Here is a 17,444-nt window from a genome sequence, read left to right as displayed (position 1 = left end):
CAAAGTTTTAGCTTTCGCATGAGCCTATACTTTATAAGGTTCATTTTAATTATCAATAAGCTACAGCCTCCGCATTCCAGAAGGCTGTAGCCAGAAAAGTTACTTCATACTACTTATCGTCATAGATGTAGCAACTTCAATCATTTCTTCTCGCGTTAATTTACTTGATGCTACAAAGAATTCAACACCATCTTTTTCCCAACTAATTGATGTATCTGTAATAGCACCAATTGTATAACCTAAATCAACTGGATCACCAGGTGACGATACAGGTAACATTGAATTTTCCTTCATTACTGGTTGCTGCATAACAGTAAATGCCTTCTCACCTTCGTATGTTAAGATTACTCGTTCCATTCCACTTTCCTGCACAACTTTTTCATTCGCTAATTGTGCCCAATTTACAACAGGATAATGTGTTTGGAATTCTTGATATTCAACTTCTGCTCCAACAGCTTCCTTATCCTCATTATCTTCTTGCCCTTCTTTTTCGGCAGGTGTAGCTTGTTCACCTTTCGTGTTATCTTTATCAGTGAATTGCTCAACTGCATACTCTTTTGCAGCATGTTGTACACCTAGCTTAATTTTCTTAAATGTGATTTTGATTTGCTCTTCTTTCACATCATTCATAATAACTACTGAGGTTGGCAATAAAGTTTTCTTATCTACTGTTATAACCTGATGTGGCATACTGTTCTTATAGCTATTTCTAGTAGCCGCTTCAAATATATATGCTTTTTCTTCTTCTTTCATGACAAGATTTTTATCTTCTGCTAAATCTTCTGCTAGCGCTCCAATTAAGTACGCCTGACTATTTTTCTTTGGCCAATCACTTTGGAATTTATACATTTTGTTTAATGTCGGTGTTACGACAAAAACACCATCAGCATTACGTACAATCATTTGAGAAACATCTTTCCCACTTTCAACTACTTCTACTCGATAGAAATCAGGTTTTGTGTGCCATACTGTTACATCATAATTTCTTGGTTCCCCACCCGATTTAATTTCCATCGATGCATTTAATTCATAACCATTCGTCTCTGCCCATTTACCATTCACTTTCTTCAACACTTTTTCCTGTGAGGCTGCACCACATGCCGACAGAAGTAATATCGTACAAAGTAAGACGAGCCATTTAACTATACGGTTGCCCACGCTTTCACCCTTTCTTCTTTCAAATCCACTACGACAATATATGAACCGTATTTGTCAGTTATGTCATTTGAAGAAAGGGCAATATATTTAAATTTACATGCAATCCTTTTAGACAAGTTAAGTACTATTCTAATAAGATTACTTGAGCAGCTGCGTATTGCTTAGAATGCGTAATACTAACAAATCCATTGACAAGTTCATCCTTAAAATATAAAACAGGATTGCCTGCCGCTCCTTTTAATACTTCCATATCATGAAGCTTACATTGTTCCCCAAGCCCTGTTCCCAAAGCTTTCGAAAATGCTTCTTTTGCAGCAAATCGCCCAGCTAAAAATTCTATTTTACGAGTTTCTGAATAACCATCAAATATTTTTTTTTCATTTATCGTTAAAATGCGGTCTTTAAATTTATCTGTTCGTTTCATAGCCTTTGCAATACGATCAATCTCTACAATATCGAGGCCAATTCCCTTAATCATGTGAACCTTCTCCTTTACCTATTTCCAACAAGGCATGTATAATAATTGTAAATTGAGGTGGAGCCATGTTTAGTAGAACGGAAAATTTTAAGCAATATACAAAGTATTACCCTGTTGTTTCAACTTTAATAGCAATAAATCTTACTCTTTATGTACTGTCTCTCATACCCAGCATAGGAACACTTTTGTGGAATTACGGAATCCAAGCAAATTTCCTGATTCAAAGTGGTGAATGGTGGCGTGTTTTCTCTGCCATGTTTTTACATGCAGGTTTTATGCATGTGTTTTTTAATATGTTTTCCTTATATCTCTTTGGACCAGAGCTAGAAAAAATCGCAGGGAAAGCACGTTTCATTACAATTTATTTAGTATCAGGTATTGTAGGCAACATGGCAACCTATATATTCTATGATAGTAGTTATGCGAGTCTTGGTGCAAGTGGGGCTATTTTTGGAATTTTTGGGGCATTTGGGGCATTAGTTTACTATACTCGACGTACAATGCCAATGCTTCGTAAGCTCATTTTACCAATCATCGTCATCAGTGTCATTATGACTTTTCTCCAACCAAATGTGAATGTCTTTGCACATTTAGGCGGTTTAGTAACCGGATTTATCCTTGGACTTGTCTATTTACATCCAAAAAGAATTTTAAGTTGGCGAAAACAAAAGATGGCTGGTAGACCATAACATTAAAAAGAGGAGCTGCTCACCTATAGAGCAGCTCCTCTTTCCTTACAATGACATCCATTATAAAACCACTGTAGCTTCATTTGACATCTTTATTTTTTTCCATTCAGTTGCTGTTAAACCATAAACAACCTGATCTACGTAGTGATCATATAGCCACTCAGCATCCCTTAAACGCCCTTCTTCATGAAAGCCCAATACCTTTGGGATTGTACGACTACGAATATTACCTACTGCAACACGTACTTCTATACGATTTAACTTAAAATAATTAAAGGCAAAATCAATCAATGCTTTCATGGAATTCGTAACGAGCCCCTTTCCTACAAATTCATTCCCTAGCCAGTAGCCAATACTTGTCCATTTATGTTGCCAGTTGATTTGGTGATAACCAATAACACCCGCAAGCTTTCCATCATAGTATATCCCTGCTTGTATGCCATTATGATCAGCATATTGTTGCATAGCATTTTTTACGAATTGCTCAGTATCCTTTACTGTTTTGACATCATCTACAAAGGGCAACCATTCACGTAATGTATCCCTTGAACGATCAGTTAAAGCGAATAACTCTTCTACATCACTTAAATCCAAAAGCTTTAAATAAGCGCTTTCATTAATGTCATATTTAAACAATGTCTCCACCCCTTTTGTTCTGTTTATTATATTATAAACAGCATCTCTATTTAATTATAGTTAAAAAAGCTAATCCTTCCATAAAATTGAAAGGATTAGCTTTTTAGTTCATTAATGTTCATACCATGTTAAGATCGTCTCGGCATCTTGTTGCTCTAAGCTGGAAACACTCCCTGTTGTACCAGTTGCTCCTGACATGACGGTTGCTTTTACAGACATAACATTCTTTCTTTTTTGAAAGTATGATTGTGTACTTTCAATAGATTGTATTCGCTTCTTCTCCATGATTAACGTAATTCGACTAAACACCCGATACTGCATAGCTAGTTGCTTGCCATCTATTTGATAGCCTGCTGTTCTATGCTGCCAAATACCAAGTAAAATTGTTAATGGAATTAACAGCAACGACAATAGCCCGTATGGAAAAAAGAAATAGATAGATGCACCGATAACCGGAACTAGCCAGAAAAAATCAATGCGATAAAAAAATGGTCTTGCCCTTTTTGGTGAGCGAGTAAATGTAGGCTGCCAATTCATATCTGGAAAAAGCTGTTCTAATGTTTGCATACAATCTGGCTTCTTAATAAGTGGAAATAGCGTAATTTTTTTATCATTTCCATTTTCACCGTTACCACCAGCACTTTCAACAACCACTGTAGTAAAGCCTGTTAACTGACGTAATGGATTTTCCACAATACGAATTGCCTGAATTCGATTCAACGGCAAAGTAATACGCTTCTTCTCTAACAGACCTTTTGTGATAATCAACTTTTCTTCCTCAATGCGGACCGTATAATCATAATAATTTATCAGTGTGATGACCACAGATACAATCCAAGCAACGATTAAAACAACCATCACCGTCAATGCCACTAAAAATGCGCCGATTTTCACAAAATCAGCTAACTCATGAAATACAGTTTCATAAGGAATAATATCGGAAAATTGTGAAGCAACTGCTGCAAGACCTGATAACACAACACCAATTCCACCAGATGTTGTTGCTAATACCAGTAAATCTCGCATGGACATATGGTACATCATCGGAGTTGGTATCGCTTCCTCTACTACCTGCACTTGATCCTGTTGTTGAACCGCTTCGTTTTTAGCATGACGCATTTCTAATTCAATAATATCTGCCGCTGCTTTGCGAATGGCTGTCAGCTCAACCTCAGGTTTTCCTCCTTTACTACCAGCAGTCTCCACCTGAACTTTCACTAAACCAAAAATGCGATGAAAAACACCTTCATTGTAATTTAAACTTTGAATACGTTCAAAAGGGATATAACGTTTCTTTTTAACAAATAATCCATATGTCACACGCAATTCCCCATCTTCAAACCAGTAAACAAATGTCCGCCATTTTATGATTCCTCCCACGAACGCAAGAAGTGCTGCAACTCCCCATACACCGAACAGTAAAATGGTTTCAAAAAAATGATCACTACGAAAATTCAAAGAAAAATTAAAGCCGTTACTTATGATAATAATCGCAATTGGTAATATCATACTTTTCAATGCTTTTACACTTGTTATAATTGCAGACACTGGGTGTAAACGATTAATTTCCTTAGACATCATCTTCAGCCACCCTTGCTAAATCAGAAATACGCGCACGCAGTTCGTCTGCTTCATCCATAACAAGTGCAGGAATCGTATGTACAGTTGCAGCTGTAGAAATAGAGATATTACCTAGGTCGTATTTTTTTAATATCGGCCCTTGTGTTGTATCAACATGTTGCACACGTACCATTGGAATTAATGTGCGTTTCATAACAAATAAACCATGTTGTACTTCGATTTCATGCTCTCGAACTTCATAGCGCCATCTTTCCCATCTTATTTTCGGGAAAATAAAAATAGATAATATCGCACTTAGTAATACAATTGCACACGCTATGAAGTAAATAAATGAAGGCCATTCAAAATAATAAGTACCATAGCTTACAAGTCCTGCTACAACTAACAGCACCAATGTTTGTATGACTCCATATAAACGCCACACTGTTAGCCCTTTACGAGAAATTTGATGAATCGGTTGTGCTCTCATTGTCGTTCCCCCTCTTTCTTCATTAGGTGTATACGAATTCACTCACCTTTTTGTTTCAACTATAGCCGAAAAAAAACCTTACAGCCATCATGACTGTAAGGTTTACTATAAAAATTAAGTGTAATTCGTCTAAAATTATCCTTCGTGACGTCTTGGAGAACGAGAACGACCTTGTCCACCTTCACGACGTCCGCCTTCACGGCGTCCACCCTCTCGACGGCTACTGCTACTGCGACGCTCTCCACTGCGAGCATTGTCACGACGTCCTCCACCAAAGCTACGGTTTCCGCGGCCACGATCACCGCCACCACGATTATTGCTAGAACGTTCACGACGCATTGGTAATGGACGTTCTTCTGTGATTGTTACTGGTGTATCGTCTGGCTCTCTTGTTAATGAACGTAGAGCAGCTGCAACAACATCGACTGCATCATGATTCTCTAGTAATTCTGCTGCAAATGTGCGGTAATCACCTAAATTGTTATTAGCAATAAGACCTTCCAATGTTTCCACAGCTAAACGTTGTTGACCTTCTAATGCTTCATCCGTTGTTGGTGGGCGAAGAGGTGTCATACGTTTTTTCGTAGTTTCTTCTACAATACGTAAGTAACCCATTTCACGTGGTGTTACAAATGTTACTGCAAGACCTGATTTACCGGCACGACCTGTACGGCCAATACGGTGAACATATGATTCAGGATCTTGAGGAATATCAAAGTTATAAACATGTGTTACACCAGAAATATCAAGTCCACGAGCGGCTACATCAGTCGCAACAAGGATATCGATTTTATTTTCTTTAAACTGACGTAATACTGAGATACGCTTCGCTTGGCTTAAATCACCATGAATACCTTCAGCTAAATAGCCACGAATAGATAGGGCCTGTGCAAGCTCATCTACACGACGTTTTGTACGACCAAATATAATAGCTAGCTCCGGTTGGTGTACATTTAATAAACGAGATAAGACATCGAATTTTTCACGCTCAGCAGACTTAACAAAATATTGATCAATGTTATCAACAGTTAATTCTTTTGCTTTAATTTTTACAATCTCTGGATCACGCATAAATGTTTCTGCAATTTTACGGATTGCTGGTGGCATTGTTGCTGAGAAAAGTAATGTTTGGCGCTCAGAAGGTACGTTTTCTAAGATTGAATTAATATCATCGATAAAGCCCATGTTTAACATTTCATCTGCTTCATCCAATACTAATGTTTGAACATCTTCTAATTTTAACGTACGACGATTTATATGATCAATAATACGACCTGGCGTACCAACAATGATTTGAGGTCTATTTTTCAGTGCACGTATTTGACGGCCAATTTCTTGACCACCGTATACTGATAATAATTTTACGCGTTTGTCATAGCCAATTTTATAAAGCTCTTCTGAAACTTGAATCGCTAACTCACGAGTTGGAGCAATGACTAATGCTTGAATATTAGGGTTTTTTGGATCGATTTTTTCAATTAGTGGAATCCCGAAAGCGGCAGTTTTACCAGTACCTGTCTGTGCTTGACCTAATACATCGCGGCCTTCAATTGCAAAACGAATAGTACCTTCTTGGATTGGTGTTGCTTCTTCAAATCCCATACGCTTTACAGAGCGTAATGTAGATTCGCTAATATTTAATTCTGAAAAATTTGTCAAACTTCTCAATCTCCTTTTTTTCCTTTTAAGTTGACAAATGGTTACATTTTCAGATGAAGTTGTCGGCAAATTCGAGCCTGTGTAGTGGAACGTTTCCGTTACTTAAAAATTTTCTCTACATGATAGTCCATATAGAGCTCTCTTATATGAAAAGGAAAGCCCGGTCTTTACCGAGCGGTTCGATTCTGTCGTAATTTTTCACTTTAGAATAAAACCGTTGTGTTCAAAAAAAAGTACTCTTCAACCAAATATGAAGAGTCTTCGCACAAAATGTATCCATTGCTTATACTAGTCTAACATGGCTTTAAATCCTATGCAACGATAACGCATGAGTCGTAATAATCTGACTACTTTATTTGTCTTTCAAAAACATTAAAACCTGTGGAAACCATTCAGAGCAATCTTCCTCAAAACATATATGATGCTTGCCATTATTAGAAAAATACAAGAATTTGTCTGTAGAGGCTAATTCATCAAAAAGAAATTGAGCTGTATGATAAGGCACTATCCCATCCAACTTCCCCTGCACAATATATACAGGAGTTTGAATATGTCGATAATACGGCTCCACCATTCTTACCAGCTTCATAAATTCTACTGTTGAGGCAAGCGGCACATTGTTAAACTTATGACGGTATCGTAGATAGAGTTCGTTATTAGTCAAATTATGGTGATAGGCTTCAGTAGCTATCATTTTAAAATCTTTGACTAGCTGTTTAGGGCTCACATACTTTGCAGCAGCACTTAGTAATACAAGCTTTTTCACTTTATAGCGTTTAGCTAAATATAGCGCTATAATTCCTCCCATTGAAAAGCCAACAACGATTACCTCGTCAACTTTTTTTGCCAACGATCGGAAAGCTAATTCGGCATCCATCAACCAGTGTTTCGCCTTAAAACCACTCATATGTAATTCTTCACCATGCCCAGACAATGTTGGCTCTTCAATTATCCAATCTGTATGTGAACCTAAATAACTTGTGAATGGCTTCACCTCGTATGGCCCACCTGAAAATCCATGAATACATAGTACACCTACTGACAACGTTCTCACCTCATTTAACAAAGATAAACCTACACAAATAAATCGGTGAGCGTTTCTCTCACCGATTCATTGCTACTATGACATAAATTTCTTTAAGATCGTCTCTAATCTCATACCACGTGAGCCTTTAAGTAAAACAATAGATAATTCATTCGCTTGTTTTAGCTTTTCAATAATAGCCGTATAATCATCTTCAGTATACAATAAACGTTCCGCCTCAAAGCGCTCTTCTAATATTTTGTAAAGATATAGCATTCGAGGACCAAACAAACAGACATAATCAATTTCATCCTCATTAATATGCTCAGCTAGGCTCTCATGGAAGACTTGTTCATTTGGTCCAAGCTCTAGCATATCTCCTAACACAAGCCATTTTTCAGGTCGAATAGTTGATGTAGCCATAAATTGAATGGCAGCTTTTACGGAGGTTGGTGCTGCATTATAGGCATCATTGATAAATAGAGCGCCATTCGTTCCTAGTACCTGTTGCATCCTCATATCTGTTAATACGACATGCTCTAAGGATGTACGTATTTGTTCATTGCTTAAACCAAGCTTATGAGAAATTAACATTGCCACAAGTGTATTTTTCACTTGATGCTTGCCAAGCACGGAAATAAAGAAATCACCCGCTATCATACCGTGTGTAGTGAAGTGGCTGCCATCAGCGTTAGCATGAATATTGTCTGCGTATAAAAGATTATTGGGTTCTAACCCGAACGGTACTGACTGTAAGTGCTGTTCCTTTGCCACTAATTCTTGGAGCAAAGGTTCATCACCATCATAGAATAATAGACCATCATTTTGCATTCCTTGAATAATTTCAAACTTTGCTTTTGCAATACCAGCACGAGACCCCAAATCCTGCATATGGGCCTCACCAATGTTGGTAATAACCGTCATATGTGGACGAGCGAGCTTCGTTAAAAACTCAATTTCACCAAATCCACTCATGCCCATCTCAAGGACAGCCACATCTGTATCTTCATCAAGCTGTAAGATAGTAATGGGCAGGCCCAATTGATTATTAAAGTTCCCGATCGTTTTTTGTACTTTAAAGAATGGCGCTAGTGTTCCCGCTAATATATCCTTTGTTGATGTCTTACCATTTGAACCTGTAATGCCTATAAATTTTGCTTTATGTTCATTACGATATGCTCTAGCCATTTCTTGCAAAGCTAATTCTGGATCATCCACAAACAACAAAGGGTAACCTTCTGGTGGGTTCGGCTCATCCTTTTGCCAAAGAGAAGCTCCGGCACCTTTCTCAAATGCCTGCATTACAAACTTGTGCCCATTTGTATGCTCACCACGAAACGGAACAAATAGGTCTCCTTGTTGAATTGTTCTTGTATCAATAGAAATTCCTGACACAACAGTGTCACCAAAAGCCGCCATATCCTCATCTAACCATGCAGCTAATTGTTTTAAAGTTTTTTTCACGATAATCCCACTCAGTCTTTTTTATAGTGAAGCTGTTGTTTTTCTTCATAGCGCTCAATTGCTAGGGTAATTAAACGGTCGATCAGCTCTGGATAACTCACATCTGTATGCTGCCATAATAATGGATACATACTTACAGGCGTGAAACCTGGCATTGTGTTTACTTCATTAATGTAAACGTTATTTTCAGCCGTTACAAAAAAGTCCGCACGAACTAAGCCGCTACCATCTATAGCCTTAAATGCACGCTTTGCCAGTTCTTTTAAGCTTGCCACAGTTTCTACTGGAAGCTCAGCTGGAATAATAAGTGCTGTAGAACCGTCCTTATATTTAGAATCATAATCATAAAAATCAGTAACGGGTTTAATTTCTCCTGGCACTGATACTTCAGGATAGTCATTTCCTAACACTGCCAGTTCAACCTCACGAGCGACAATTCCCTGTTCAACAACGATTTTACGATCATATTGCAAAGCAACCTCAATTGCTTTTACTAATTGCCCGCGATCTGTTGCCTTGCTAATCCCAACACTTGATCCTAAGTTTGCAGGCTTTACAAACATTGGCCAATTCAAGTTATTTTCACAGCGTTCAATGATTGCCTGTTGCTCATTCTTCCACTCACTACGAATAAAATACGTATAGGGCACTTGAGGTAATCCAGCAATTTCAAATAATTGCTTCATTACCACTTTATCCATTCCAGCAGAGGATGCTAATACTCCATTTCCTACATACGGTAAGTTTAGAACTTCAAGTAAACCTTGCACTGTTCCATCCTCACCATTCGTACCATGTAACAATGGGAAAATGACATCAAACTTTACCTCATTGCCACTTTTATCAATCAAAAAATCAGTGATATTATTTTCTAAAATTGTAGTATTATCACCAAATTGTAGTTCTTCTATTGCACTTACGGGTTTTTCTAAACGCTCTCCACGACGCCATTCCCCATCAGATGTAATGAAAATCGGATATACTTCATACTCCTCGAAATTCAAAGCTCCAGTGACTGCACGTGCTGTCGATAATGACACTTCGTGCTCCGCTGACTTTCCGCCGTATAATAAACCGATTCTTTTTTTCATTTTTGTGCCCTCCACATACTTCTTGAGTACTATTAGTTTATCATGAAACGTCTTGACAAATGACATAAAAATCTCACCGTATTTTTAACGGTGAGATTTTACGTATATTTCATCGATTATGCCCTGGCATCATTAGTTCCTGCTATAGAATTATACAGGAACAATGCAATAAGAATAATATCTACCAACATCCTATATCTTCAGTTTATAGAAGTCATTGTTCTTTGATTGCGTCACCTTTTTAATTAAATAATATAGATTAATTCATCGTGTTCTGTTTTTAGAATCGTACTTAAGTCATCCCAAACTTCGTCAGGAAAAGAATATTCAGACAGATTGCGAACTTCTATTCCATACGCTACTTTCGGTTTCTCAATTCGATACAGAGATAGTAATGCTCCATCTTTCGCAAAGGATCGGTAAGAACGTAAAAAATCTGGTGATATAGCGGGTATACTCGCTTTTACTTTTCGACGCCAAAATCCAGTGCTGCGTTCCTTTTCACGAATTAAACTATTAAAAACATTGGCAACCAATAAATCCGAATCACTTAAATGACGAAAATAAATTTTCGTCATTTTCTCTAAGTCTGAAGAATAATAGACAAATCTATTTTGTAATTTATTAAAAAACGCTGACGTAATCGGTTCTTTCTTGTGACTTATGTAAAGCAATTCTCCTTGTTCCATCGGTGTTAAATGATCTAGCCTCTTCTCGTCCATAAAATCAATCCAACATAATTCTTTAGATTCAGCAGATTTTTTAACAAAACGAGGAACATCTTCTTCTAATACATATTCAAATTGTGTATGCATATTAAAAGAACCGTCTTCATAGGAATGTTTTAATAACAGCAAGTGATGTAGTGGTTCAAGTGCAGCCACAAATTGCGAGAATTTTAACCCGCTAAATATAACAAATTTATCGACATCATTCATATGAACATAAATATGATACATAAAATCATCAGATGACTTTAATTTTTTAGCCACAACCATCACCCCATTCTTCACTACATTATAAGACTAAACATGATTTTTTTGAAACATTTTATGTTAATTGTCGTCACTACTATATACGCAGGCATAAAAGTAATTTATGCGTTATAATTAGGAATGTTAAACATGCATTTGCATATAAAGTTTAGATTACTCAATGAGTTCAAGTATTTGCTTAAAATTCCATTGACAATATTCAAAGCAAATTGCAAGCTTATCAATAGATATGAGCTATTCTTACACCACTGCTGGTTATTATTTTGCTTTCTTCTTTGACCAATTATAAACGAAATAGGGAGAATCGCATCATATTTACTCATATTGAGATACTATTTTAATTTTAGGTGGCTTTTATGGAAAATAAACGAAATTTCGCAAATCGTTTTGACTGGACACTTGCATTTATACTCTTCACTTTTCTAGTCATTAGTTTGTTAGCTATTGCATCTGCCCAAACCTCAGGACAATATGGCATTAACTACGTACCAAAACAAATGCAATGGTATGTGATCGGTGCAGTAATTATTGGTATAGTCATGTTTTTTGAGCCAGATCAATATAAAAAAATGTCATGGTATATGTATGGAGCAGGGATTGCCTTACTGGTACTGCTTATTTTTATGCCAGAAGGAGAAGGTCAAATCGGTGCACCCGTTAATGGTGCTAAAAGCTGGTATCATACGCCGATTGGAAATATTCAGCCTTCTGAGTTTATGAAAACTTTTTACATTTTAGCACTAGCTCGATTAATTAGTAAGCACCATGAAATTTATTCATTACGATCAATTAAAACAGACTTTTTGCTACTAGGTAAAATCGCTATCACCCTAATCGTACCATTAGCTATTATTTTAAAGCAGCCTGATCTAGGCTCAGCACTTGTATTCTTTGCTATTACTGCCGCACTCATCATTGTAGCAGGTATTTCTTGGAAAATCATTCTACCAACATTTTTAGGTGGCATGGTAGCAGGCGGTACACTACTGTGGATGGCACTCTATATGCAGGACTTTCTAGAAAAAACATTTGGTTTTAAGACTTATCAATTTGCTCGTATTTATTCTTGGCTAGACCCCTATTCCTATTCATCCAGCGATGGCTATCATTTAATTACCTCTTTAAATGCCATTGGATCAGGTGAAATTTTTGGTAAGGGATTTAGAAATCGTGAAGTATATGTAGCTGAAAACCATACCGATTTCATTTTTACAGTTATCGGTGAGGAATGGGGCTTTATTGGGGCTAGTATTGTTATTTGCATATTCTTCTTATTAATTTATCATTTAACAAAGACAACCCTTTTATTGAAAGATCCCTTCTCGACCTATGTATGTGCTGGGATTATTGCCATGATTACCTTCCACGTTTTCGAAAATATTGGTATGACTATTCAATTATTACCTATCACAGGTATTCCACTTCCGTTCATTAGCTATGGAGGAAGTTCGCTTATGGGGAATGCTTTAGCGATTGGGCTAGTCTTTAGTATGCGATTCCATTATCGAACATATATGTTTACCACACATGATGAAGATGAATAACTATAGAAAAAGGGAAGTCTCGCGTAATGAGACCTCCCTTTTTCTATTGGAAACGAGTTAAGCTTGAACTTGCGGAGTTTGCGTTGGTGGTGTTAGCACTTTTAAAAGTTCTAGTCGAGACTTTGTTACAGTGGCTGTTACACCCAACTTAGATAAATTCGAAACAATCTTTTTCAAATCTACTTCTTTTGTCATACATTCCACCTCAATCTTTCCTCGATTTTATATAACGTTTTATTTACGAAAAAGTTTCATTTTTCTACGAGTATGATGTCTGACAAATTTATCATACCATTTAACTTACCTTTAAAATTTTTCAATTTTGTTACATTGTAAATTTTTCACATCATCAAACTTTTCCATCAAACATATTTAAATTACCCAAAATGGCTACATTTTATTCAAAAATCAGAACATAGATTTAAAAAATCTCAAATTGCTTCATTTTTTCTTTACTAAATTGTTCCACTTTATTCAAGCTTAGCATCCCCTATTGTTGTAATCGCAAGAACAAGAAGGGTAGAATATACATATTGAAATATCGTATGAAAGCAGGGAACTGTATGAAAAAGGCTATTTTACTATTGATGTCTGTTCAATTCCTCGTTTATCTAGGGTTCGGCATTATTATCCCCGTCTTACCAGAGGTAATTGTGCAGCAAAATTGGCATGATCTCCACGTAGGTGGTTTATTGACCGTCTATTCACTTGCAAGTTTTTTCACAGCACCGTTTTGGGGTATGCTATCCGATAAGGTAGGGCGAAAACAACTAATCCTTACTGGTCTAATTGGCTTTAGCCTTAGTTTTGTTATTTTTTCACTATTTATAGATAACCTAGCTATACTGTATGTTTCACGTATTATTGGTGGTTTATTTTCTGGTGCATTATATACAGCAGTAACAGGATTTATCGCCGATATGTCTAGTGAAGAGGATCGCAATAAGTATATGGGCTTTATGGGCATGTCCATTGGTCTTGGGTTTATTTTTGGTCCAGCAATCGGGGGAATGCTAGGCCATTATAGCTTGCAGCTACCGTTTACTGCATCAGCAGCATTAATTGCACTATTATTTATTTATGCAAGTTTCGTCCTAAAAGAACCTAAAAAACGAAAAGATTCAAATAAACGTGCTATAGTGCCAAAAGGTGCTGCAACCATGCTACAATACCGTGTGCGCTATCTGTTTATGTTTTCTTTTTTAGTAACTTTTATGTTAGCAGGCGTTGAGGCTACATTTCAGCTATTTCAAATCGAAAAAATTCACATTACACCGTTACAAATTGGTTACTTGTTCATGTTTAGTGGCTTTGTCGATGCAGCTATTCAAGGAGGGGTCGTTCGACGCATAAAAAATGGCAGTGAAACGACATGGTTAATTGGCGCACAAATTGTAACTGCTATCGGCATGCTTTTATTTACATTGACAGCTAATCTTTTTATCGCCGGGCTTGCCCTTTGTGTCTTTACAGCAGGTAATGCACTTGCAAGAACATGTGTTGTATCACTCTCCTCTAAAGAATCTGGAGGACAATATGGGACTGCCGCTGGACTGTCCTATTCAATGGATAACTTAGGACGTATTCTTGGACCACTATTTTTCACATGGTTATTTACCGTACAAGCAAGTCTTGGTTATTATATTTCCGCTGCAATAGCCATTCTTTCTATAAGTCTAATCTACATATATAAGGCATCGCGTAAATCATTGCGCCATCCATAAAATATAGTAGGTTGCATTTTATGGATACCAAACGTTGAGTCAGTAATCGGAGAAACATCCTATTCTATTAGAGAATTACTAATTAAACCATGCGGATTATCCCTATCTATCAAAGGGATAATCCTTTTCCATGCTATCTAGCCATTTCATATCTTCTTTCCGCATTTGAAGTAGGCTATACTAGGTATGTTATTAATAATACAAAGGCAGGTGTAGGAATGAGCATTTTTACAGATATAGAATATTTAGTTCCTTTAACTTTGTTTTTTAATATTTTATTAGCCATGACCATCATTTTCTTAGAACGTAAAGATGCTACCTCTACATGGGCATGGATTCTCGTTTTATTTTTCCTGCCATTAGCTGGATTTATTCTGTACTTATTACTTGGAAGACAATTACGAAGAAAGCATCTATTCCGTTGGGAAGGACGCAAGGATATCGGGATTGATAATCTGATTACCTATCAGATGGAAGCAATTCGTGATGAAACGTTTGAGTTTCGTATTGCTAATGCAGAAAATTATCAAGAGATGATTTATATGCACCTCAGAACAAACAATGCAGTATTAACACAGGACAACCATCTGGATATTTTTGATGATGGTGCCAATAAGTTCGAGCAGCTTCTTAAAGACATTGAAGCAGCTAAAGATCACATTCACATCCAGTATTATATTTTCAGACTTGATGACTTAGGTACACGTATCGTCAATGCATTGATAAAAAAGGCAAAGCAAGGTGTTAAGGTACGTCTTCTCTATGATGAAATGGGATCACGTAATGTTAAAAGACGCCATTTCAAAGAGTTACTGCATGCTGGTGGTGAAGTAGAAGTTTTCTTCCCATCCATTTTGCCACTTCTTAACCCTCGTTTAAATTTTAGAAATCACCGAAAAATCGTTGTCATTGATGGTCGAATTGGCTATATTGGTGGTTTTAACGTCGGTGATGAGTATTTAGGTTTACAAAAAAAGTTTGGTTATTGGCGAGATACACACTTACGTATTGAGGGTAGTGCCGTACATCCTTTGCAAACACGCTTTTTACTCGACTGGAACCAAGCTAGTGCTCAACAAAAAATGGGGTACTCGGATCGTTACTTCCCTGCCATCCCGAAAAAAGGTGATGTGGGTTTACAGATTGTTTCAAGTGGACCAGACTCAGACTGGGAGCAAATAAAGATCGGTTACTTAAAGCTTATTAATATGGCTCAAAAATATATTTATATTCAAACACCATATTTCATCCCAGATGTTAGTTTTTTAGACGCCATTAAAATTGCCACCTTGTCGGGCATTGATGTACGTATTATGATTCCTAACAAGCCTGATCACATGTTTGTATATTGGGCTACTTATTCTTATGTCGGTCAATTATTACGTGCTGGAGCCAAAGTCTATATCTATGAAAAGGGCTTTATTCATGCTAAAGCTATTATTATTGATGACGAGGCTTCCTCTGTCGGAACAGCGAATATTGATGTACGAAGTTTTAGTCTGAATTTTGAAGTCAATGCCTTCATATATGATGCAAATATATCGCACCAATTGGCAGAACTGTTTGAGAAGGATATTTTTGATTGTACGGAATTAACATGGGAAATGTATAAAAACCGTTCAACACTGATTAAATTTAAAGAATCTATTTCCCGACTATTAACACCCATTTTATAAAAATAAAAAGGAAGAGAGCCTGTTCACAGAATGGCTTCTCTTCCTATTATTATTTTACGCCTAAATATTCTTCCAACGTAATGTTTTTCTTTGTTATCTCTTTTGCAACCTCTTTGCCCACATAACGATAGTGCCAGGACTCATACATATAACCTGTTATTTCTTCTTTGTTTTGAGGGAAACGCAAAATAAAGCCATACTCCTGTGCATGTGCAAATAGCCATTGCCCTGCTGGAGTTTCCCCAAACTCTTCTGTCAGCCACACATCTTCTTTTCCACGCTCTCCTATATCAAACGCTAAGCCTGTTTGATGTTCTGAGTAGCCAGGACGAGCACTATATCGATCTGCTGCTGCCTGTCCATCACGTTTAACATAATTATCATAAAGTGTTGTCTGATATTCAAAAGATCGGTAGCCACTAAATGCAACTAAATCAAATCCTTGTTGCTTGGCAGCGGCTAACATTTGATTTAACGCTTCTCGTGCTTCTGGATTTTCTTCAGGTGCAAAGGTAGATGGAAGCGGATAAATTTTATTAGCTAACAGAATACCATTGATATAAGTTGGTTCCGTAGGTAATGTTTGATTTGGAAGATACCCATTTTCGTCTGGTTGTTGCTCTGGCTTTGCAGGTGTTTCAGTATTGTCTGGTTTCTCTATTGCAGTAGAATCTTGTTCAGTTGTTTTGTTTGTTTCTGTTGTTTTTGGCTGCTCATCAGATGCACTATTTACTTGATTATTTTTATAGTTATAGACTACAAAAATTGCTACGATTAACGCGATAGATATGAAAGCACCTACGATAAGCGGAAGACGATTGTTTTTCACTCTTTATACCCCTTTTAAAATATCAGGTATCTAAAAGGATGTTTTAAAGCATTTCACCTTGAAAATACCTATTTTATTGTATTACTAGTTATAATCTTATTTTAGCACTGTTCACATTTTCAGGTGTAAATTTACTACGTAAATATTCAATTAATCTGTTAGAACGATGACAAATACTACTATAGATGCAATTGCAAAAAAAATTGCCATATACTGCATCCATTTTGCTTCTTTTATATAACCTTGCTCTTTAAAGCTTTTTGCTCTAAACCCATTTGATAGGGCAAACATGACCGTCATTGCAAGTACGGCAAAATTAAACTTCCCCATAATAATAAATACAAGTGCTGCAATACTAAAAACTGCAACAAGAATAGATGATAGCCATTTTTTGTTCATCTTGCTGTCCTCCTAAAAAAATCGAGGC

At 36.8% G+C, this 17,444-nt stretch carries 17 protein-coding genes; 4 read left to right on the top strand and 13 right to left on the bottom strand.

Annotated features, from left to right (window positions below; translation table 11 throughout):
• Positions 1-99 precede the first annotated feature (99 nt).
• On the bottom strand, positions 100-1,158 hold the full coding sequence (locus RCJ95_RS08105) for a LolA family protein (protein ID WP_221681411.1): 1,059 nt from the start codon (positions 1,156-1,158) through the stop codon (positions 100-102).
• A gap of 124 nt (positions 1,159-1,282) precedes the next feature.
• Complete coding sequence (gene acpS, locus RCJ95_RS08100; RefSeq protein ID WP_004232050.1) at positions 1,283-1,636, bottom strand: holo-ACP synthase; 354 nt, start codon at positions 1,634-1,636, stop codon at positions 1,283-1,285.
• 65 nt (positions 1,637-1,701) lie between these two features.
• On the opposite strand from acpS, the gene RCJ95_RS08095 reads away from it, so the two are divergent.
• The gene (locus tag RCJ95_RS08095; protein ID WP_048394279.1) at positions 1,702-2,325 is read left to right on the top strand and encodes a rhomboid family intramembrane serine protease; all 624 of its coding nucleotides are present in this window, start codon (positions 1,702-1,704) and stop codon (positions 2,323-2,325) included.
• A 60-nt stretch (positions 2,326-2,385) separates the two neighbouring features.
• On the opposite strand, the gene RCJ95_RS08090 is transcribed toward RCJ95_RS08095, so the two are convergent.
• From RCJ95_RS08090 to RCJ95_RS08055, 8 genes are all read right to left on the bottom strand, one after another.
• Positions 2,386-2,961 (bottom strand): GNAT family N-acetyltransferase, encoded by a 576-nt coding sequence (locus RCJ95_RS08090; RefSeq protein ID WP_312130396.1) that lies wholly within the window; start codon positions 2,959-2,961, stop codon positions 2,386-2,388.
• 111 nt (positions 2,962-3,072) lie between these two features.
• Positions 3,073-4,539, bottom strand: a complete 1,467-nt coding sequence (locus RCJ95_RS08085; RefSeq protein WP_446722111.1) for a PH domain-containing protein — start codon at positions 4,537-4,539, stop codon at positions 3,073-3,075.
• Positions 4,532-5,011 carry a PH domain-containing protein gene (locus RCJ95_RS08080; protein WP_221681415.1) on the bottom strand — a complete coding sequence of 160 codons (480 nt, stop codon included), beginning with the start codon at positions 5,009-5,011 and terminating at the stop codon, positions 4,532-4,534. Before RCJ95_RS08080 ends, RCJ95_RS08085 begins: the two co-directional genes overlap by 8 nt.
• A gap of 135 nt (positions 5,012-5,146) precedes the next feature.
• Positions 5,147-6,670 carry a DEAD/DEAH box helicase gene (locus RCJ95_RS08075; RefSeq protein ID WP_221681416.1) on the bottom strand — a complete coding sequence of 508 codons (1,524 nt, stop codon included), beginning with the start codon at positions 6,668-6,670 and terminating at the stop codon, positions 5,147-5,149.
• 352 nt (positions 6,671-7,022) lie between these two features.
• Positions 7,023-7,715 (bottom strand): alpha/beta hydrolase, encoded by a 693-nt coding sequence (locus RCJ95_RS08070; protein WP_446722110.1) that lies wholly within the window; start codon positions 7,713-7,715, stop codon positions 7,023-7,025.
• Between the two features lie 75 nt (positions 7,716-7,790).
• Positions 7,791-9,158, bottom strand: coding sequence for a UDP-N-acetylmuramoyl-tripeptide--D-alanyl-D-alanine ligase (locus RCJ95_RS08065; protein ID WP_446722109.1), 1,368 nt, complete (start codon positions 9,156-9,158; stop codon positions 7,791-7,793).
• Positions 9,159-9,169: 11 nt separating this feature from the next.
• On the bottom strand, positions 9,170-10,249 hold the full coding sequence (locus RCJ95_RS08060) for a D-alanine--D-alanine ligase (RefSeq protein ID WP_221681419.1): 1,080 nt from the start codon (positions 10,247-10,249) through the stop codon (positions 9,170-9,172).
• 245 nt (positions 10,250-10,494) lie between these two features.
• Positions 10,495-11,247, bottom strand: coding sequence for a hypothetical protein (locus RCJ95_RS08055; protein WP_221681420.1), 753 nt, complete (start codon positions 11,245-11,247; stop codon positions 10,495-10,497).
• Positions 11,248-11,600: 353 nt separating this feature from the next.
• On the opposite strand from RCJ95_RS08055, the gene RCJ95_RS08050 reads away from it, so the two are divergent.
• Complete coding sequence (locus RCJ95_RS08050) at positions 11,601-12,788, top strand: FtsW/RodA/SpoVE family cell cycle protein (RefSeq protein WP_257520672.1); 1,188 nt, start codon at positions 11,601-11,603, stop codon at positions 12,786-12,788.
• Between the two features lie 57 nt (positions 12,789-12,845).
• Here RCJ95_RS08050 and RCJ95_RS08045 read toward each other — a convergent pair whose 3' ends face one another.
• On the bottom strand, positions 12,846-12,983 hold the full coding sequence (locus tag RCJ95_RS08045) for an Lmo0850 family protein (RefSeq protein WP_004232019.1): 138 nt from the start codon (positions 12,981-12,983) through the stop codon (positions 12,846-12,848).
• 368 nt (positions 12,984-13,351) lie between these two features.
• Between RCJ95_RS08045 and RCJ95_RS08040 the strand changes: the two genes are divergently transcribed.
• Positions 13,352-14,512 carry an MFS transporter gene (locus tag RCJ95_RS08040; protein ID WP_369354814.1) on the top strand — a complete coding sequence of 387 codons (1,161 nt, stop codon included), beginning with the start codon at positions 13,352-13,354 and terminating at the stop codon, positions 14,510-14,512.
• A 218-nt stretch (positions 14,513-14,730) separates the two neighbouring features.
• Positions 14,731-16,188: a cardiolipin synthase gene (gene cls / locus RCJ95_RS08035; protein WP_202342249.1), complete on the top strand. Its 1,458-nt coding sequence runs from the start codon at positions 14,731-14,733 to the stop codon at positions 16,186-16,188.
• 49 nt (positions 16,189-16,237) lie between these two features.
• Here the strand turns inward: cls and RCJ95_RS08030 are convergent, their stop codons facing one another.
• Both RCJ95_RS08030 and RCJ95_RS08025 read right to left on the bottom strand, forming a co-directional pair.
• Positions 16,238-17,017 (bottom strand): M15 family metallopeptidase, encoded by a 780-nt coding sequence (locus tag RCJ95_RS08030; RefSeq protein WP_221681421.1) that lies wholly within the window; start codon positions 17,015-17,017, stop codon positions 16,238-16,240.
• Between the two features lie 150 nt (positions 17,018-17,167).
• Positions 17,168-17,416 carry a hypothetical protein gene (locus RCJ95_RS08025; protein WP_221681422.1) on the bottom strand — a complete coding sequence of 83 codons (249 nt, stop codon included), beginning with the start codon at positions 17,414-17,416 and terminating at the stop codon, positions 17,168-17,170.
• Positions 17,417-17,444: the final 28 nt, after the last annotated feature.

This window comes from Lysinibacillus sp. BSL11 (assembly GCF_052928325.1).
Note: the sequence above shows the minus strand (reverse complement) of the source record. Positions and strands in the feature narration are given on the sequence as shown.